This is a genomic window from Winogradskyella sp. (assembly GCF_965228925.1).
Classification (GTDB): domain Bacteria; phylum Bacteroidota; class Bacteroidia; order Flavobacteriales; family Flavobacteriaceae; genus Winogradskyella.
Genome location: NZ_OZ245845.1, coordinates 1535225 through 1554696 on the forward strand (window position 1 = coordinate 1535225; position 19472 = coordinate 1554696).

At 39.0% G+C, this 19472-nt stretch carries 12 protein-coding genes; 4 read left to right on the forward strand and 8 right to left on the reverse strand.

All coding sequences use genetic code 11. The features are described from left to right. Nucleotides 1–196 precede the first annotated feature (196 nt). On the reverse strand, nucleotides 197–1858 hold the full coding sequence (locus ACO052_RS06370) for an alpha-glucosidase (RefSeq protein ID WP_422107169.1): 1662 nt from the start codon (nucleotides 1856–1858) through the stop codon (nucleotides 197–199). 22 nt (nucleotides 1859–1880) lie between these two features. Then, nucleotides 1881–3530, reverse strand: coding sequence for a solute:sodium symporter family transporter (locus ACO052_RS06375; RefSeq protein WP_422107170.1), 1650 nt, complete (start codon nucleotides 3528–3530; stop codon nucleotides 1881–1883). 219 nt (nucleotides 3531–3749) lie between these two features. Between ACO052_RS06375 and ACO052_RS06380 the strand changes: the two genes are divergently transcribed. Then, on the forward strand, nucleotides 3750–5312 hold the full coding sequence (locus tag ACO052_RS06380) for an alpha-amylase family glycosyl hydrolase (RefSeq protein ID WP_422107171.1): 1563 nt from the start codon (nucleotides 3750–3752) through the stop codon (nucleotides 5310–5312). A gap of 31 nt (nucleotides 5313–5343) precedes the next feature. Here the strand turns inward: ACO052_RS06380 and ACO052_RS06385 are convergent, their stop codons facing one another. The 6 genes from ACO052_RS06385 to ACO052_RS06410 all read right to left on the reverse strand — a co-directional run bounded on the left by ACO052_RS06385 (nucleotide 5344) and on the right by ACO052_RS06410 (nucleotide 15976). Next, complete coding sequence (locus ACO052_RS06385; RefSeq protein ID WP_422107173.1) at nucleotides 5344–5763, reverse strand: DUF4174 domain-containing protein; 420 nt, start codon at nucleotides 5761–5763, stop codon at nucleotides 5344–5346. A gap of 80 nt (nucleotides 5764–5843) precedes the next feature. After that, the gene (locus tag ACO052_RS06390; RefSeq protein WP_422107174.1) at nucleotides 5844–8723 is read right to left on the reverse strand and encodes an alpha-amylase family glycosyl hydrolase; all 2880 of its coding nucleotides are present in this window, start codon (nucleotides 8721–8723) and stop codon (nucleotides 5844–5846) included. 66 nt (nucleotides 8724–8789) lie between these two features. Continuing rightward, a complete protein-coding gene (locus ACO052_RS06395) occupies nucleotides 8790–10253 on the reverse strand; it encodes a SusE domain-containing protein (RefSeq protein WP_422107175.1) in 1464 nt (487 codons plus the stop codon). 11 nt (nucleotides 10254–10264) lie between these two features. Beyond that, nucleotides 10265–11404 (reverse strand): SusE domain-containing protein, encoded by a 1140-nt coding sequence (locus ACO052_RS06400; RefSeq protein WP_422107176.1) that lies wholly within the window; start codon nucleotides 11402–11404, stop codon nucleotides 10265–10267. 15 nt (nucleotides 11405–11419) lie between these two features. Next, nucleotides 11420–13030: a RagB/SusD family nutrient uptake outer membrane protein gene (locus ACO052_RS06405; RefSeq protein ID WP_422108049.1), complete on the reverse strand. Its 1611-nt coding sequence runs from the start codon at nucleotides 13028–13030 to the stop codon at nucleotides 11420–11422. 39 nt (nucleotides 13031–13069) lie between these two features. Then, a complete protein-coding gene (locus tag ACO052_RS06410; protein WP_422107177.1) occupies nucleotides 13070–15976 on the reverse strand; it encodes a SusC/RagA family TonB-linked outer membrane protein in 2907 nt (968 codons plus the stop codon). 269 nt (nucleotides 15977–16245) lie between these two features. Between ACO052_RS06410 and ACO052_RS06415 the strand changes: the two genes are divergently transcribed. From ACO052_RS06415 to pgmB, 3 genes are all read left to right on the forward strand, one after another. Beyond that, nucleotides 16246–17292, forward strand: a complete 1047-nt coding sequence (locus ACO052_RS06415) for a LacI family DNA-binding transcriptional regulator (RefSeq protein WP_422107178.1) — start codon at nucleotides 16246–16248, stop codon at nucleotides 17290–17292. Between the two features lie 129 nt (nucleotides 17293–17421). Next, complete coding sequence (locus ACO052_RS06420; protein WP_422107179.1) at nucleotides 17422–18780, forward strand: MFS transporter; 1359 nt, start codon at nucleotides 17422–17424, stop codon at nucleotides 18778–18780. 6 nt (nucleotides 18781–18786) lie between these two features. After that, nucleotides 18787–19443 (forward strand): beta-phosphoglucomutase, encoded by a 657-nt coding sequence (pgmB, locus tag ACO052_RS06425; RefSeq protein WP_422107180.1) that lies wholly within the window; start codon nucleotides 18787–18789, stop codon nucleotides 19441–19443. The last annotated feature ends 29 nt before the right edge of the window (nucleotides 19444–19472 follow it).

A 19472-nucleotide genomic window follows, 5' to 3' on the forward strand; every position in this document is an offset into this window, starting at 1 on the left:
TCTAGTTTCTATAGAGCTTTATCATCTTGCTATGTCATTCCGCACTTGATGCGGAATCCACTATACTATCATATTTTTGATTCCTACCTTGTTCCTCCGCTAAAGCTTCAGCGAACGCGGACGCAGGAATGACAATAAACACTAATCAAGAATTTGATTCGATCATTAAAACCATGTATTTCCGATGCATAGTGGTTTATTTATATCGTCTTAGCTGCCCTTCCCAAGGTTGTAAAACCGTTGAGGAATTGTTTTCAAGATAGTTTGAGACGAGCAATTCGGTTTTATCAAGCCCTAGAGTGTCATTATTTATAGGTTGTACATCATCGCTAAAATTTAACAGAATAATATAGTGTTCTTCCGCATTCCATCTTTTGTAAATATAAAGGTGCTCATCTTGCTCATTTAGACATTCATAATCCCCATAAACCATAACTTTATTGGCCTTTCTAAATAAGATCATTTTTCGATAAAAGTTCAAAATGGAATTGGGGTCGTTTTCTTGTGCAGCGACATTGATGGTTTTGTAATTTTCATTTACAGGTAACCAAGGTTCGCCTTCTGAAAAATCAGCATTTCTAGAACTATCCCATTGCATAGGTGTTCTGGCATTATCGCGACTTTGTCGATGTACAATTTTTAAGAAGTCGTCCATGTTTTTACCTTGGGCTTTAGCGGTATGCCAAGCCCCAAGCGTTTCGACATCATTATAATGGCTAATATCCGGATAGGCAACATTGGTCATTCCGATTTCGTCACCCTGATAAATATAAACGGTGCCTCTTAAAGTGAACAATAAAAGCGATAACAGTTTTGCAGATAATTCATGATAATTTGTGGCATTACCAAAGCGACTCACTATTCTAGAAAAATCGTGATTACCCAGAAAAATACTTCCCCAACCATGATCTTTTAATTTCATATCCCAATCACCGAACACTTTTTTAAATCGCGGCAGAGATATATCGATAGGGTCGTATTTTCCTCCGAGGCCATTGTCTATAAACATATGGTCAAAATGAAAGATCATATGGAGCTCGTCGCGGTCTTCATGAACATAATCTAAGCCATTGTCGAGATCAATTCCCGGGCCTTCACCAACGGTCATGACATCGTATTTTGATAATACTTTGTTGTTAAGCTCATTGAGATAGTCATGGATTTTTGGACCATTGGCATAATACTGTTTTATGATATTGCCAAAATCTTCCGATCCATTGGTGTTGGGAAACTCGGTTTGTTTTGATATTAAGGAAATGACATCCATACGAAAGCCATCAACGCCTGTTTGACACCAAAATTCGACAATATCATGAATTTCAGCTCGTACCTTAGGGTTTTCCCAGTTTAAATCGGGCTGCTTTTTTGTAAAGAAATGCAAATAATAATCGTTCGTCGTTGTTTCTTTTTGCCAGGCAGACCCACTAAAAAAAGAAAGCCAGTTGTTTGGAGGGCCTCCATCTTTTTCGGGTTCCCAAAAATAATAATCGCGATATGGACTGTTTTTAGACGATTTAGATTCTAAAAACCAAGGATGCTCATCAGAGCTGTGATTAAGGACGAGATCCATAACGAGTTTCAATCCTTTGTCGTGCATGCTCTGGAGAAGTTGGTCAAAAGCATCGGCGCCACCAAAATCCTCAGAAATCTTACGATAATCTGAAATATCATAACCGTTGTCATCATTGGGGGATTCATAGACCGGACAAAGCCAAATAATATCGACACCAATGGATTTGATATAATCTAACTTTTCAATAATACCGTAAATATCCCCTACGCCATTTCCAGTAGTATCTTTAAAGGATCTAGGATAAATTTGATAAACTATGCCTTCTTTCCACCAAGTTCTTTTCATGATTAAGGGGTCTATAAATTGTTCAGAAAATGATATAGGTGCCAATGACTAAAATTGAAATGATAATACCACAAATAATGGTGTATTTCCAAGGTTTTACGTCAACGGCATCAGTAATTATTGGGGTGTAAGTATCCGTCTTAGGTTTAAGCTTACTCGTTATCAGCATCACTAAAATATTAAATACAAACAAGAACCCCATAACATGCAAGTAATGCGGATAGGCTTCAGCTTTTATAGTACTTAATTGATCAGGGTCATTAATACCATTGGCGATAGCTTCACTGACTGCGGCATCTCTAAAGTATGGCTCTATAATAATAAGACTTATGAGATATAAGGCGACGCCGGCAATTAAAACGATTTTTGCACCAAGCGCAGGGACTTTCTTTGTAAATACACCAACAAGAACAACGGCTAAAATAGGAACGCTCAAACTCCCTAGCGATTGCTGAATATAGCTAAATAAGCCATCAGGGGCGTATACAATAAATGGAGCGATAAGCATGGAGACGGCTGCGACGATTAATCCAAAACGTTTACCCGCTTTTACGGTTTGCTTTTCGCTGGCGTTTTTGTTGAAGTACATTTTGTATAAATCAAAACCAAACAGTGTAGCACTACTATTGAGTAAACTGTTAAACGAACTCAGTACAGCACCAAATAGAACAGCTGCAAAAAAACCAACAAAAGCATTTGGCAATACTTTTTTAACCAGTGCAGGATAGGCCTCATCAGGATTGCCTAAATTTTCCCCAAAAATATGCCAGGCCAAAATACCCGGGACGACAACCACTATGGGAATTATGAATTTTACCAAAGCCGCCAACAGCATCCCTTTTTGACCTTCTTTAAGGCTTTTAGCGGCAAAAACCCGTTGTAAAATGGATTGATTAGTGCCCCAATAATAAATTTGGGCGAGCATCATACCCGTAAACAAGGTCCCAAAAGGTATTGAGGAATCTACGGCGCCTTGCATTTCAAATTTATCGGGATTATCGTTCCATAATATAGATAAGCCTTCACTGATACTCCCATCTCCGACTAATGACAGTCCGAAAATTGGGATAAGTAAGCCACCAATTAACAAACCAATGGCATTGATTAAATCAGAAACAGCGACAGCCTTTAGACCACCATAAATAGCATAAATAACACCAATGATTCCAATACTCCACACACAAAGCCAAATCACTTTCCATTCTGCAATATTGAGGACTTGAGGTAAATCGAACATCGTACTAAATGCTAAAGATCCTGAATACAAAATCGTTGGTAATAATACGATAGCATAGGCCGCTAAAAATAAGAGCGATAGTAAGGCTTTAGTTTGTTTGTCGAAGCGGGTTTCAATAAACTCTGGTATGGTTGTAATGCCAGATCGCATGTATTTTGGCAAGAGAAAAATAGCACCAAAAATAATAGCAACAGCTGCTAATGTTTCCCAAGCCATAACCATTAAACCTTCTTTAAAGGCAGCACCGTTAAGCCCTACGATTTGTTCAGCAGAAAGATTGGTGAGCAAAAGAGAGCCGGCGATGGTAATCGCCCCTAGACTTCGGCCTGCAAGGTAAAAACCTTCTGCTGAGGTCTCATCTGTTTTTCGAGTGGCATACCAAGCTATAATGGCCACCAAGGCAGTGAAACCAACAAAAGAAATTATGGATAGCATTGAAGTAAAATGTTAGTTAGTGTGAATAAACTTCAATATATAAAAATACTCACAACTAAAACTTTTATTAGGCTAAGAAGCGCCTTCTAGTTAACGAAAACGTTTTCGGTGCTAAATGATTTCATTATGATCATTATTTACAGTGTATTATTCATAAATAATTAATTTTAAAATGAGATTTATGAGAATTACGAAATAGACTTAGAAAGAACAACTGTTATGGAAGGAAACGGAGTAATGCTAAATGCTTATCCAGATAGTATAGGAGACAACTTATCCGATACGCTTAAAATACTCGCTTTACCAGCGTTTAAAGATCTGTTTTCCTTGTTTTATGTATTACCAACCTTCTTTAATAGCGATTTAGATCGCGGCTTTTCCATCATAGATTATGACCTTAACCAAGAATTAGTTTCCGAAAACGACTTAAAGACCATCAAGGAGCTGGCCATAGACCTTAAATTTGATATTGTATTGAATCATCTTTCAGTCGCTTCACCTCAGTTTAAGGATTTGTTGGCCCATGGTGAAGCATCTACGTATAAGGATTTTTTCATCAATTGGAATACCTTTTGGAAAGGCCACGGTACTATGAATGACGATGGGATCATTATTCCTCAAAAAGACTTTCTCGATAAACTATTTATGCGGAAAGCAGGCCTGCCCATTCTTAAAGTGCAATTTCCTGATGGTTCAGAGCAACCGTATTGGAACACATTTTATCAGAAGGTCAGTTTTTCAAAAACCGAAGGCCAAAAGACATACCTAGGTCAAATGGATGTTAATGCAGAATCCCCAATGGTATGGGACTTTTATGAGGAGGTATTGACAAAACTAAAAGGCTATGGTTGCAAAATTCTAAGACTGGATGCTTTTGCCTATTTGCATAAAGCGGTTGGGGCATCTAACTTTTTTAATACACCAGGGACATGGGATTACCTAGACCGGATTAATAAAATGGCGGAAAAGCATCACATAACCCTGTTGCCAGAAATTCATGCGGAATATGGTTCTGGACTGCACAAAGAAGTCGCAGAAAAAGGCTATATGATTTATGATTTTTTCCTTCCGGGATTGCTTATACATGCGCTTGAGTTTAAGACCAATGAACCTTTGCTTCAATGGACTAAAGAAATACTAGACCATGGTTATAAGACGGTAAATATGTTGGGCTGCCATGATGGTATTCCGGTATTGGATTTAAAAGGAAAGGAGATCAATGGGGATTATCATGAAGGGTTGTTGTCCGATGAAGCCATAGAAGCTGTTATGGATATTGTCATTGATCGCGGTGGAAAAGTCAAAAATCTCTATGGCCCTAACGGTGAAAAGATATCTTACTACCAAGTGAATGCCACCTTTTTTAGTGCCTTGGGAGAAAACGAAAAGAAATTGTTATTGGCCAGAGCTCTCCAATTATTTATGCCAGGGACTCCTCAAATATGGTATCTCGACCTTTTTGCAGGTACCAATGATTATGACGCTGTACAGCGTGCCGGAGAAGGCGGGCATAAAGATATCAACAGAACTAATTTAACGATTAAGGATATTGAAAGTCAACTGCAAAAACCAATTGTTCAGAAGCAGTTAGACTTAATTAGATTGCGAAATACATCAAAAGCGTTTCTTGGCAACCTTACCATTGTCGAAAAGGAAACACATACTATTAATTTACGTTGGGATTATGGCCAACATTTTGCGCAACTCAGCGCGGATCTTAATGAGGCGAGTTTTGTGATTTCATATTCAAAAGATGGTGAGGCACTTAAGTTATATTCATAATTTACCAAGTAGGTGAGCAGCAATTTATTCCTCAATGATCCCTAAGTTCTCTTTGGCGCATGGGCATACGGTCTATCGTAAAAAACAGTTTTTCGGAATCCAGTACGTCGTGTGCTTCCAGCTTTACACCGCCATCTAATCCAATAAGCACGGTTTTGAATTCATGGCCTTCGGAATTATACTTATCATACGACGTAGAGTCCATAATCCAATCGGTGTTGTTTGAGCCTATAATTCTATATTGTTTAGGGTGCAGTCTATAAATAATTAGTTTTCGCTCGTTTAGTGGTGCGGGCTCATCTAGTAATTCTAATTGAAGTTTCACCAAACCTGAAGTCTCATCTTCAGAAATAATAAGGAGGATGCGATGCTTCCACTGGTGTTTTTCTAGGTCTTGCGCCTTAACAGAAATACATAGTGACAGTAATAAGAATAGCAGTTGATACTTCATGTCAAAGAATTAAAATTTAAAGTTAATAAAAAAAGAGCCTCTCATCGAGAAGCTCTTTTTGCTCAAATAACACTTAATAATTAAAGCTTGACTAACTTAGTGGTCATTGTTTGGTTATTGTCGTTTTCAACTCTTACGATATACATTCCCGTATTAAGACTAGAAATATCAAAGGTGTCTGTTCGTGTAAAATCACCGCTGTAGGCTTTTATCAATTTACCTGTGAGATCATAGATTTCAACATCCGAAACATTGGTGTTAACACTAAATGATGTGCGCGAAGGATTTGGATAAATTGTAAAAGTACTGAAGGTTTCATCGTCTACACTAAGAACGCTTGAAGGTTGATTTCCGAAGATTCTGAACTCCCCAGGTGCTAGCGAAAGAAATGGAGTACCATTGGCAATCGTTGTTGTTCCCGTTGGATCCATGAGGTCGTACCAAGTACTTGTCACACCATTTGGAAAATTGGTGAATATGTTTTGAGTCGTAACGTCAAAATTAGCATACACAATAACATTTCTTAACTGGGTCGTAGGAATAGACGTATCGAAAATATCAATCCTTGGGGTAAAATCGCCAGAGGTTATGGCATAGTCACCTTCAAAAACGGGCTCTTCAATTTTCAACTTATGCATTTTTGACCAATCCTCATAGATTTGACTCCTTAGTGCATCACTTAGCCAATTTTCTGCCCATTGTGGTTGTGGTTTTGTAGCTAGTTTACAACCATCATCACCAATGGAAACCGTAGTACCGTCACCACAGGTCCATATAGAATTATCCATGCCCAAATCCCCAAAATGCCAGATCATTTTTGGCCCAGGAATTAAAACAGAAATAGCACCAAGTGCAGACATTCGCGACAATGCTGTATTTAAGTTTTGAACATTATGTGAGGCGTTAGAACTATTACCAAAAGTGACATTGTTATACATAAGACGCTCTTCATCATGACTTTCGGCGTACCCAAGTAAGCGTGGCTCCGAAAATCCTCTGCTCACGTGTCCCATTCTATTGAAATTCTTATTGCCACCTTGTCCCATGGTCAATTCATTGTACTCGCTAGTCAATTTACCCCACATCATCACTCCTAAACCTTCATTTACTCTGTGGTTGGCCCATTGTTGTTCTTCGTTATCTGGGCCAAGGTGCTCAAAAATTGTGTAGTGGGTTGGGTCTAAAGACCAAGCGTAATCTGTATATTCCTTTAAGACATCAACCCGATCTTGTTGGTAGCTATCGGTACATCCACCAGGTGAACCTGGGCCACAATTATTGGTAAATCCTTTGGTAAGGTCCCAACGGAAACCATCAATTTTAAAGTCTTCAATCCAATGTTTAATCACACGCTTTACGTAGTTTTTAACTCTATCATTTTGATGGTTGTAATCGTAACCTACATTGTAGTCATGCTGGGGTACTGTATGGAAATAAGGATTATCGGATGTTGGATCGCCAAAACCATTACCATCTGAGTCACTCATCCACATTCTTACCATTGGCGAACGCCCAAAAGCATGGTTGAGAACAACATCTAAAATAACGGCGATACCGTTTTGATGGCAAAGATCAATGAGCTCGCGAAGTTTATCTTCGGTGCCATAAAATTTATCAAGTGCCATATGGTATGAGGTGTTATAACCCCAACTCTCGTTACCTTCAAACTCCATAACTGGCATTAAATGAATGGCATTGATATTTAAGTTTTTGAAATAGTCAATCCTATCGATCAAGTCTTGGTAGTTTCTATCCGCATCAAAGTCGCGAACGAGGACTTCGTAAACGATGAGGTCTTCTTTTTTAGGCTTATTAAAATTTTGAACTTGCCAATTATAGGGAGTTTGTCCCGTTTGAAGTATAGTAACCTCAAATTCAGCTCTGTCAGGGAACGCCGGTAAATTAGGATAGGTCGATGTAGGGATGAACGGGTCATCAAAAGATGACAATATTAACGTGGAGTAAGGATCAGCAGCTTTCACTAATGTTGGAGAGTTAGCTGGTGGGGTTTCATCGACTACCCAATACTGATAGGTGTTTAATTCCCCTGGCGTCAAGTTGGTAAGCTCCAAGAAAAATTTTGTGGAGTTCGGCGTATTATCCTTAATCATGGCATAGGTATTGTCTGGAGAATAGTCGTTAAAACTACCAGCAACGTAAACATAGTCCTTTAAAGGGGCATCCAATACCAAGGTAGCTCTTGTAGGATCGTTGTCGTCGTAATTAATACCATCGACAAGATCGGCTGGTATAGTTTGTGGACTTATGTTAGGATTTAACAAGGCGGTAATCCCTAATACCCGAGTATCTGGTCCTTGCGACACTTCCAATGCAAAAGAGGTGGTTTCGGTAACGTTATTCGCCGTATAGCTATAAGATGCCGTATTGGACTGTGTGTCTACGGTAACACCGTTAGCTTTGAGTACATAGTTTGCATTACCACAGGTATTAGATGCGTCAATGGTAACATTGTCTCCAGAACTAATAATAAACGAATTTTCTAAAGGTGCATCTAAAAATACGGAAAATGAAGATTCCCCGACTTCAACCAAAATGTCTTGAGATTTTTTGTCCCCAGTACCATTTTGAGCTTTGATTAAAAAACCAATGCGCCCAATATTACTGCGCTGAAAATAACCGTTTGGATTCAAGGTGATTGTATAAGTATCTGGCCCAATGTTGTAAGTTAATTGACTAGCAGGGTTCGAATTGTTCCAAGACCCATTAAATGGGGAATCCATCTGGTTGGCATCATTTTCATCAAAAGACCAAGACCATAAAAAGAGTTCGTTATTGGTGACGCCCCAAGCGGCTTCATCAATACTACTGCCTAAAAATGTTATGGTAATATCGTCGCTATCAGAGAATGAGCAGGGATCTACTTCAAATTGCACCGTTTGCTGCTGGGCAGTAGCGACTAGAGCAGCAAATATTGCGATAACTAGTGTAATTTTTTTCATAGTTTTAATTTTTAAATAAAAAGGCTGTTTAATCTAAACAGCCTTTTTTGAATATAACAATATGTATTAGTTAGGAATAATAACGTATCTACCGTCTAAGTCATTGAACCATACATCGTATGAGCCAGTTGGACCGGTAAATGGGAAGTTATCTCCACCGCCGGCCAAATTAGCTTGGCCATAGAGTTCACTAGAACCTGTATAGCGCCAAACACCATTACCCCAATCATCGTTTGGACGAATCAAGAATTCATCACCATTGGTAAAGTTAACACCAAAGGCATACCATAAGTGCGGGTTGTTAGCATCTTGGGTGAGTTCAATTTCGTCACCGTCTCCCCAGCCGCCAATCGCTTGACCTATAACACCAATAGTATTATAAAGCGGAGCGGAAGATGCATCGAAAGGTGTTACCGTAAAGCTTCCACCTTCACCAACAACGGTAAAATCATAGGTGTAATAACCTGCAGCAGAAACATTGAATGTTCCAGGATCAGAACCTCCTCCAGGGTTAACAGCTAAAGTAGAACCATCATTGGTACCCCATTGTGGTTGCCACTGTCCTAGAACTTCTAAAAGTTTGAAGGCACCAGCATTGAAGTAGCCTGTGTAAACATAGTTGTTAGGAACATCTTGATTTCTGAAGATCGCTGTATTATTGTTATTGTTGTTCCAGCCTGGAGTTGTGGCATCACCCACTAAATAGAGGGCTGGAAAGCTTACTGAGTAAGGTGTGATACTAATAGTCACTGTTTCACTTACACGTTCTAATACATCGTTATTAGAATTAGTAGTCGTTGCTCTAATTCTTATATCCACATCACCAGCCGTATCGGCCATAAGCCCAAGCCCTAATGCTACTGCATTAAGATCAGAGTGCGTTAACTCGAGTGATTGAATGTCAGTTCCGCTACCAATATTTACAATTGTTGCGAAATCAGTACCCGCTAAGGCCGATTCTACAACATAATCAACACTTCCTATAGCTTCTGGTAAAGCATCTGCCCATTGCATATCTAAAACAACGTCATCTACAGAGTCTATGGATAGCACAAAACTATCACTATTTGAAGGTGCTGTTATGGTAATACCTTCAGTAGGATAAGCGGTAACAGTATAAGCGACTGAATTACTTATTGAACCTCCCGCTAGAGCTCTTATATAAACATCTAAGTTGTCAAAATTTGTAGTTCCGGTTGAATTAATTGCGGAATTTAAATCCATAACACTTATTGAAAATGAATTTGTACTAGAACTTCCTAAGGTTATTGGACTCGTAAAATCAGTACTGATATCCATTTCTATATCATAGCTTGCACTACCGGTAACGGCATCACTCCAGGTTACTGTAAAGGCAGGGTTATCTGGAAGACCGAAATTTAAGAGTACATTAGAAGCTGAGGATTGTTCTAAAATAAACCCAGCTTCAGGTTCTATAATATTTACTGTCTCATCTTCATCACAGGCTAAGACTATGGTCGCCAGTGCCAGAATGAAGATTCCTATAAATCTATTTAATTTATTTTTCATAGTCATTTATTTTAAAGGTTTAGGGGAATCATGATATAATCTCCAGTCAGGTCATTAAACCAAACTTCGTAATCATCTTCAACAACAACAGGGATAGTATCACTACCCTCAGTAGCGCGACCAGAGAAAGCAGTTGTACCAGCCCAAGTTGACCCTGTGTTGGTAGAGAATTGCAATTCACCAGGGACTAAGCTTACGCTATTAATGTACCATATATGGGTATCAAAAGAAGATTGCGTCATTGCAGTACCTCCAGAAACACCTGAACCCTGTAGAGTCATACTTGTAAAATCTGTAGCCCCACTAGCATTAAAAGGTACTATGGAGTAAGTCGATGCACCAAAGTCAATAGTAAAGGTGTAAAAACCATCGGCCTCAACTCCAAAGCGACCTGGATCCCCACCATCAACACCTGGAGGGTTACCAGCAATACCACCAGCAGTTTCTATAGGGTCACTACCATCGGGATATGAGCTGCCCCACTGAGGTTGCCATTGCCCTCTTACTTCGAGAACTTTAAAGCGACCGTCTGTTAGAGCACCTCCACCTTTCGTAAAGAATCCTGTATAGGTGTATAGATTACTATCGGTACCATCCCTAAATAAAGGAGGATTGTTATTATTGTTATTCCAGTCCGCCATCGTACCATTACCTACAATGTAATAATCCTCGAAAGTATAGTTGAAGAATGGTACGACAACAAAACTAATAACATTGGAAGTCACAGCAAGTTCGTTTTGGACACCCAAGGATGCAATCACTCTAGCATATATGGTGCCTTCGACTAATGGATTAAGACCTATAGCACCTGCAGAGCTATTAAGTTGGCTCATCGACATAGTAACCGTACTTGTACCAAGAGTACTCGTCGCTTCTATAGGGTTTGAAAAATCAGCGGCAGATGAAAACTCAACAGAATAGCCTTCTGCAACAGCTTGATTAAAATCTCCGTTGTTCCAATTGAAGGTCACCCCTGGGTTATCAGGATTGGAACCGTCAATCACAATGAGATTTATATTCAAGTCCTCAAGAACAATCGGAGTCGATTCTTCCGCAAAAAATTCGGGATCTGGGCCATCACATGATGACACCCCAAGGCCGACGAGAAGACTAACGACAATTAAGTATTTAAAATATTTTAATGTTTTCATAATTATTAAACTTGTTTAGTATCCTGTGTTTTGCTCTAAATTGGTATTAACACTTAGATCCGTTTCTGGAATTGGCATAAGATCTCTAAAGGCCTCTGTAGTTGTACCTTGTTGTACATTCCCTTTCCATTGCCAGATACCACTATCTGAGAATTGATTAAAGCGAATTAAATCGGTACGTCTGTGTGCCTCCCAGTATAATTCTCTTGAGCGTTCGTCAAGTATAAAATCCAAAGTCAAATCAGAAGCATTAATGTTTCCTGAAGTATTGCCATAAGCGCGTTCTCTTAGTTCATTAATGTAACCAACGGCTGTACCCATGTCACCACCAGCACCACGCGCCACAATTTCAGCATACATTAAATAAGCATCAGCTAATCTAAACATTGGGAAGTCGATATCAACATGATCTCCAGAAGGATCAGAACCAGGATTACCATCTACATCGACATTGCGATATTTAAAAATACCATAACCGTCTGTGAAAGTACTCACATCCATAACGTCTTTGTTTTGACCATCTGTCCATATTAAAGCTCTACCATCAGCAGAGTTAGCTTCACCAGGGAAACGCTCAACGAAATTAGGTAAGGTTCTAACACCAAACCAACCTCCACTGGCAATTCCGAAGAAGGGACCTGCCACATCATTCATAGTTCCACCTACTGGAGCATGCGTTAAGAACGTCATACCACCAAAAACTTGAGTTCTTAGACCATCAAAAGGAATGGTAAAAATAACCTCGTTCTGAGCACCGTTGGAATCATTATCCGCTAAGAACGAATAAAAATAAGGTGTATCTGGTATAATGTAACCAGAACTAATCACATTATTAACATAGGTAAGGGCATCACTATATCGTGCAGAGCCAGTGTAAACTTCAGCATTTAGGTAAAGTTTAGCTAATAGCATCCAAGCTGCCGCACGGTCGGCACGACCATAATCATTTTGTCTTGGATCAACCATGGTGTTTAAAATATCCAGTAATTCACTTTCTACAAATGCGAATAAATCTGCGCGTTGTATTTGTGGCGGTAAAAAAGCACCAATGGGATCATTCTCAGTGACAAATGGTGGATTTCCAAATAAATCCAACAAATGCCAATAAGAGAGGGCTCTCATAAAGCGGGTCTCCGCTCTGAATACCTGAATTTCGGCTCTTAAATCAGCATCAACGCCTCTACCATCTAATTTAGCATCAGTCGTTTGACGCAAAAATTCGTTGGTTAAAGCTACCTGATACATGAGTCGTGTGTACATGGTTCTGATAAATTCATTACCTGATGTCCAGACTTGCTTATGTAAATCTTGAATGGTACCATCATTCCAAGCAATCAAGGCCTCATCCGACGTTAATTGCTGCATTTTCCAGTATAAACGTAAATAATTGGAAAACCCTTCATCTAAACCTGCTAAGTCAGGTTGTCCAGCAGGACCTTGCTGACCACTTAAAGAAATACCTGCATAAATCTTAGCCAAAAACTCTCTGTAAGCTTCCGGATCTTCAAAAGCGGCTTCAGCCGTAAGGCGCTCATCTTCTGGTTCTAAGTTGAGTCTATCTTCGCAAGAGTTCATAAAGAACACCAACGTAAACAGCACCAGAACCGTTTTAATCGTTCTTTTCATCATAGCTTTGTTATTTATATTAATTTTTCTCATTTTTTTCTAGAATGTAAAGTTTAATCCTAATACAATATCCCGCGTTCTAGGATAGAAGTTTCGTTCTCTTCCATCGCCAATTTCTGGGTCAAGTCCGTCATATTCTGTAATAACGAAGAGGTTAGTTCCTGTTAAGGACGCTCTTAGTGTTACTTTTTCGAAAGGAATGGTATAGCCCAACGAAATGTTGTCTAGTCTCACAAAGTCTGCACGCTCTATATAATAATCAGAGAAGAGCTGTTGATTTTGAAAACCTGTGTCCAAAAAGCTTGCATTACCATTAGCCAAATAACCTGGTTGATTGGTAATAGCATTAAGGTTACCCGTATCTGAAGCGTTATTATTGTAGACATAATTCCCGAAACTTCCTCTAAAAGTGAAATTCAAGTCAAAATCCTTGTAGCGGAAGTTATTCGTCCAACCTATAAAGGCGTCTGGTGTCGCTTTTTTATAAGGTTGTCTATCAGCTTCTGTAATTTGGTTATCACCATTGACATCGACATACGCGCCTTCAATCGGGTTGCCATCATTGTCATAAACTTGACGGAACACGAAGAATGTTGTAGGGTCAAAGCCTGGCTTTAAAATTTGAATATTGTTACCTACACCACCATTGATGTCTCCGGTATTAATAAAGAAATTAGGATCATCACTCAAACTAAGTTTCGTAATTTCTTGATCTTGAAACGTCACATTAAAATTAGAATCCCAACTAAAGTTGTCATTTTGAACGATAAGTCCGTTTAACGCAATTTCTATACCTCTACTTGTCAATTCCCCAACATTCGTGGTCAATAAATCCGTTAAATTTGATCCTGCTGGAACAGGTACTGTAGCTAAGAGATTATTAGTTTCTCTATAATAAGCATCAATACTTCCTGACAGTCGGTTATTGAAAAATCCAAAGTCAAGACCAACGTTATATTGGTCGGTTTCCTCCCAAGTTAGGTTTTCATCGAAACCTTCAGGTCTTAAAGTTCTTATGAAAATAGGGTCGCCATTGACCGTAGTTCCGAATTGAATATTGGCCTGATTGTTAATGGATGGCGTATATAATCCGAGGAAGCCATAGTTAAGATCACCCAACTCTTGGTTACCAGTTACACCATATCCACCTCTAAGTTTTAAATTAGAGAAGAAAGAGTCTTCCATCCAAGCTTCATTTGTAATTTTCCAACCGACATTAATACCAGGGAAATAACCCACACGGTTATCTTCACTAAAACGCGATGAAGCATCTCGTCTGATGATTGCGGAAATTAAATAGCGATCAGAGATATCAAAACTTGCTCTAGCAAAATAAGATAACAAGTTGTTTCTTCGAATTGTGGTGTCATCAAGAATCTCAGGACCTTGAACGTTATCGACATCCGATCTTACATAGAATTCTTGGAAAGCATGACCAGCAGTTAAATCAATTTCTGTATCTAAGGATTCAATGTTGGTTTTATAATTTAATAAGAAATCTAAAGAGGTGTTTCTATTTAAACCTTGGGAAGTTCCGTTAAAGTCAAATTCCCCATCTACATTAGGATTTGCAGGAGCAAATCTAAATCCGTCGTTTTCTGCATAGTCAATTCCCGTACTAACGGTCAATTTTAAATCCTTTAAAAACCAGAATTTATAATCAAGCACAAAGTTACCTATAAAACGTTGAACCGTCTGGCGATCCTCGACGTTCTCCAGTGTGAAAACAGGATTGATAGGAGGTAAACTACCAGCCGTAAAATACTGTGTAAAGTTACCGTCAGCGTCTCGAACTGGCTGCGTAGGGTCAAATCGTACAGCAGCTCCGATAGCGCCTTGATCGGCATATCTAAATTCGTCTTGTGTTCCTCTAGCCACGACCGTTATCTTTAAGTCGTTATCTAAGAAACGATGTTCGAAAGAGGTGTTAAAACCGGTACGCTCATACAAATCGTTGATTAACGGTCCCTGTTGTGACGCATGGTTGAAATTCACACGGAAATTAAAATTTTCGTAACCTTTGGTAGCCGTTATGTTATGAATAGCGCCTACAGCAGTTCTGTAAATAGCATCCTGCCAATCGGTATTTGCATTGCCAAAGGTAGAGGTATCACCACCGTTTTCTGTAACCACATTTCGGTATTGGGCTGCGCTCAATACATCTAAGGTGTTAGCCACGCGGCGTGTAGAAGCTTGTAAGCTATATTCGAATTGTAAAGGTTGGTTTGCACGACCTTTTTTAGTGGTAATTAAAATAACACCATTGGAAGCACGAGATCCATAAATCGCAGTAGCTGATGCATCTTTAAGCACGACAAAATCTTCGATATCAGCAGGGTTAATGGCATTTAAGGCATTTCGTGTACCTTGAGCACCACCACGTTGGTCGATTGGTAAACCGTCCACAACAATTAACGGATCGTTTGATGCCGTTAACGAAGCGCCACCACGAATTCTAATCTCACCACCTTCACCGGCAGCACCACCACCTGTAGTTACACGTACACCTGCGGCTTTACCAGCAATAAGTTGTTGAGGAGCGACGATTGCACCGCGGTTAAAATCCTCATCACCGACCTTTTCCACAGCACCTGTGGCATCTTGCTTGGTCGTAGAACCATAACCGATAAGTACTACCTCGTCTAATTGCGCTGCATCTTCTTCGAGTGCAACATCGATCGTAGTTTGTCCATCAAAAATAATTTCTTGGGTTCTGTACCCCACATAAGAAACCACTATGATTTCTCCTTGTTCGACTTCTATGGAGTATTTACCATCAAAATCTGTTGATGCACCTCTAGAAGTCCCCTTTACCACGATATTAACACCTGGTAAAGGCATAGCGTCTGCCTTGTCTGTAACCGTACCTGTAACCGTTGTTTGAGCTAATAGGGTTGCAGGTATCATAATTAAACAGAGTAATACAGCATTTAAGAATGTTTTCATACAATAATTTTAAATTAATTGCTTAGTTAATTGATCTATATTTTCACTTCTCGGGTTAAATCTATGTAAAATTTATGTTAAAATCTGTGACGAAAATCACGAAAACGTTTTCGTGTTAAAAACTTTTTGAAGATTAATCATAGCATCTTAAATTTAGCAAAAAAATGAGATATTGTCAATTTACCGCTGTTAAAATTGTGAAGTCAAAAATTCCGCTTATGTTAAATTTGACTTATATTCGTTAATTATCTGTCTAGTGTTAAGCGAATATGAAGCGAAAAATAACCCTCAAACAAATTGCTAAGGAACTTGATGTTTCTATTTCTACAGTATCTAAAGCCTTGAGAAACAGCCCGGAAATTAGTGATGATACCAAGCAAAAAGTTCAGGCCTTTGCCAAATTATACAACTACAGGCCCAATAATATTGCATTAAGTCTCAAAAACCGCAAAACCAATACTATTGGCATTATCATACCTGAAATTGTACACCATTTCTTTTCAAAGGTAATTCGTGGTGTAGAATTGGTGGCCAATAATAGAGGGTATAACGTCATTGTAGGCTTGTCGAATGAGTCGTTTTCGAAGGAGGTCATAAATATGGAAATGCTAGCCAACGGTAGTATCGATGGATTTATTTTATCGATTTCTAAAGAAACACAACAACTACAAGATTTTCATCATTTTAATGAGACGATGAGCCAAGGTATGCCCATAGTGATGTTCGATCGCGTTGTGTCCGAAATTAAGTGCGATAAAGTTATTGTGGATGATTTAAACGGTGCCAAAAATGCCGTAGAAAAACTAGTGCACAATGGCTGTAAAGCGATTGCTCTGATTACAACTAAAGATTACGTCAGTGTTGGTAAATTGCGAACGCAAGGTTATCTCGAAGCTTTGCAAGATCATAAAATAATGCCTAAGGCAGAGCTTATCCTTAAGATCGATGATACCTTAGACTTTGAATCGCGCTTAGATACCCTTGAGCAGGAGATCGAACAGCTTTTTAAATCCAATAAGGATATAGATGGTGTTTTTGCCGTTAATGAACTTTATGCGCTTTCAGCGATGAAAGTAGCTCGAAAGCTGGGTTTAAATATACCCGATGATATACAGGTTATCGGCTTTACGGATGGGGTCTTATCCAAACACGCTACACCAAGCTTAACGACGGTTAGCCAGCATGCGCAGCAGATGGGGGAACGTGCAGCAGACCTGCTTATCGACAAATTGGAGAATGAAATTGATACTGAAGAAGAAGAATTTCAAACCATCATTATTGCCACGGATTTGGTAGAACGCGAATCCACCAAATAGAAATTTAACATTGCCATTTTAAAATCTTTTATATCTTTATCGCCGAAATCAAAACTTATATTTTCACTTCTTTACATAGGTTTTGATAAGCGTTGCTTGTCAGAATAGTATTAATTTAAACATACTATTATGCAAAAGCGTAGATTAAGTTTCTGGGAAATCTGGAACCTAAGTTTCGGTTTTTTGGGAGTTCAAATGGGTTTTGCCCTTCAAAATGCTAACGCTAGTAGAATACTCCAAATTTTTGGTGCTGATGTCCATGAGCTGTCTTGGTTTTGGATCGTTGCTCCATTAACAGGATTGATTGTTCAGCCTATAATTGGGCATTACAGCGATAAGACATGGACAAGACTTGGTAGACGTAGGCCTTATTTTTTGGTAGGCGCGATTTTAGCTTCTATCGGTCTAATCTTAATGCCAAATTCGGATATGTTCACAGCTTACATGCCTGCACTTTGGGTAGGAGCTGGGATGTTAATGATAATGGATGCTTCGTTTAACGTCGCCATGGAGCCATTTAGAGCCTTGGTGGCAGATGTTTTACCATCTGATCAAAGAACCTTAGGCTTTAGTGTGCAAACCATTTTAATTGGAGTAGGAGCGGTAATAGGTTCTTGGCTGCCTTATGTATTGGCAAATTGGTTTGGTGTAGCCAATGAGGCTGCAGTTGGGGAAGTTCCATTAAATTTATTATGGTCATTCTTTATAGGAGCTGCAGTATTGATTGGAAGTATTTTAGTAACGGTGACTACAACGAAAGAGTATTCGCCGGAAGAAATGGCTTTAATTCATGCTGCTTCGGGAGAAGAAGTTGAGGAAGAAGAGTCATCAAGTTTGATGAATATTTTTACTGACTTTGCTAAAATGCCCGATACTATGCGTCAATTGGCATGGGTACAATTCTTTTCTTGGTTTGGACTTTTTGGGATGTGGGTTTTTGCTACACCAGCGATTGCCTCTCATATATATGGTCTAGATATAACAGATACCCATAGTAAAGGATTTCAAGATGCTGGAGATTGGGTCGGTATTTTATTTGGTGTTTATAATGCAGTTTCGGCAGTATATGCCTTTTTCCTGCCCGCAATAGCAAAAAAGGTTGGGCGTAAGAAAACACATTCTATATCGCTTGTTATTGGTGCAATAGGATTATTATCTTTGTATGTCTTACCCGATAAAAATTGGCTTATCCTTTCAATGGTTGGAGTTGGAATCGCATGGGCGAGTATACTTGCTATGCCTTATGCAATATTAGCAGGTTCTATACCTGCCCGAAAAATGGGCGTTTATATGGGGATTTTCAATTTTTTCATTGTATTACCTCAGATTTTGAATGCCCTAGTAGGTGGTCCTATGGTAAAGTATCTCTACAATGACAAGCCCATTTTTGCATTAGTGTTAAGTGGAGTGTCATTTATTATTGCAGCGCTCCTAGTTTCTAGAGTAAAAGATGTTGATGATGAGGCAGTAGCCTCTATAGATAATTAAGTTTAAATGACTAAAAAAGGCTTTATATTCGATTTGGACGGTGTCATTGTAGATACCGCTAAATACCACTTTTTGGCGTGGAAGAAACTAGCAAATAGTCTAGATATAGACTTTACCGAAGAGGAAAACGAACAACTTAAAGGTGTTAGTCGTGTTAAATCTTTGGAGAAGATTCTGTCTTGGGGAAATAAAACGATTTCTGAAGATCAATTTAAGGCATTGATGGCTGAGAAAAATGAAGATTATCTCAACCATATTTCAAAAATGGATGAAGACGAAATTTTACCAGATGTCCCAAGAGTACTCCAACTTCTAAAGATGAAAGAGCAAGCCATCTCATTAGGTTCGGCAAGTAAGAATGCCAGAGCTATATTAGATCGCGTTAATTTAAAAGCGTCATTCCATGCTATCGTAGATGGCAATGACGTAACTAAAGCCAAACCAGATCCAGAGGTCTTTTTAATCGCAGCAAAACAATTGGAGGTAAAACCAGAAGATTGTATTGTTTTTGAAGACTCTGTTGCTGGAGTCGAGGCGGCAAATGTAGCCAATATGATATCTATTGGTATTGGCAGTACGGATGTCTTAGGACACGCAAAATATGTGTTCAAGGATTTTACTGAAATCTCGGATGAGTTTATAACATCATTAATTGAAAATTAAAACTTAGAAGGCCTAATCCGGTCTTCAAA

What these genes read in the sequence shown, in the direction of transcription:
- ACO052_RS06370 (WP_422107169.1), bottom strand. Translation starts at nt 1,858, where the DNA reads ATGAAAAGAACTTGGTGGAAAGAAGGCATAGTTTATCAAATTTATCCT.
- ACO052_RS06375 (WP_422107170.1), bottom strand. Translation starts at nt 3,530, where the DNA reads ATGCTATCCATAATTTCTTTTGTTGGTTTCACTGCCTTGGTGGCCATT.
- ACO052_RS06380 (WP_422107171.1), top strand. Translation starts at nt 3,750, where the DNA reads ATGGAAGGAAACGGAGTAATGCTAAATGCTTATCCAGATAGTATAGGA.
- ACO052_RS06385 (WP_422107173.1), bottom strand. Translation starts at nt 5,763, where the DNA reads ATGAAGTATCAACTGCTATTCTTATTACTGTCACTATGTATTTCTGTT.
- ACO052_RS06390 (WP_422107174.1), bottom strand. Translation starts at nt 8,723, where the DNA reads ATGAAAAAAATTACACTAGTTATCGCAATATTTGCTGCTCTAGTCGCT.
- ACO052_RS06395 (WP_422107175.1), bottom strand. Translation starts at nt 10,253, where the DNA reads ATGAAAAATAAATTAAATAGATTTATAGGAATCTTCATTCTGGCACTG.
- ACO052_RS06400 (WP_422107176.1), bottom strand. Translation starts at nt 11,404, where the DNA reads ATGAAAACATTAAAATATTTTAAATACTTAATTGTCGTTAGTCTTCTC.
- ACO052_RS06405 (WP_422108049.1), bottom strand. Translation starts at nt 13,030, where the DNA reads ATGAAAAGAACGATTAAAACGGTTCTGGTGCTGTTTACGTTGGTGTTC.
- ACO052_RS06410 (WP_422107177.1), bottom strand. Translation starts at nt 15,976, where the DNA reads ATGAAAACATTCTTAAATGCTGTATTACTCTGTTTAATTATGATACCT.
- ACO052_RS06415 (WP_422107178.1), top strand. Translation starts at nt 16,246, where the DNA reads ATGAAGCGAAAAATAACCCTCAAACAAATTGCTAAGGAACTTGATGTT.
- ACO052_RS06420 (WP_422107179.1), top strand. Translation starts at nt 17,422, where the DNA reads ATGCAAAAGCGTAGATTAAGTTTCTGGGAAATCTGGAACCTAAGTTTC.
- pgmB (WP_422107180.1), top strand. Translation starts at nt 18,787, where the DNA reads ATGACTAAAAAAGGCTTTATATTCGATTTGGACGGTGTCATTGTAGAT.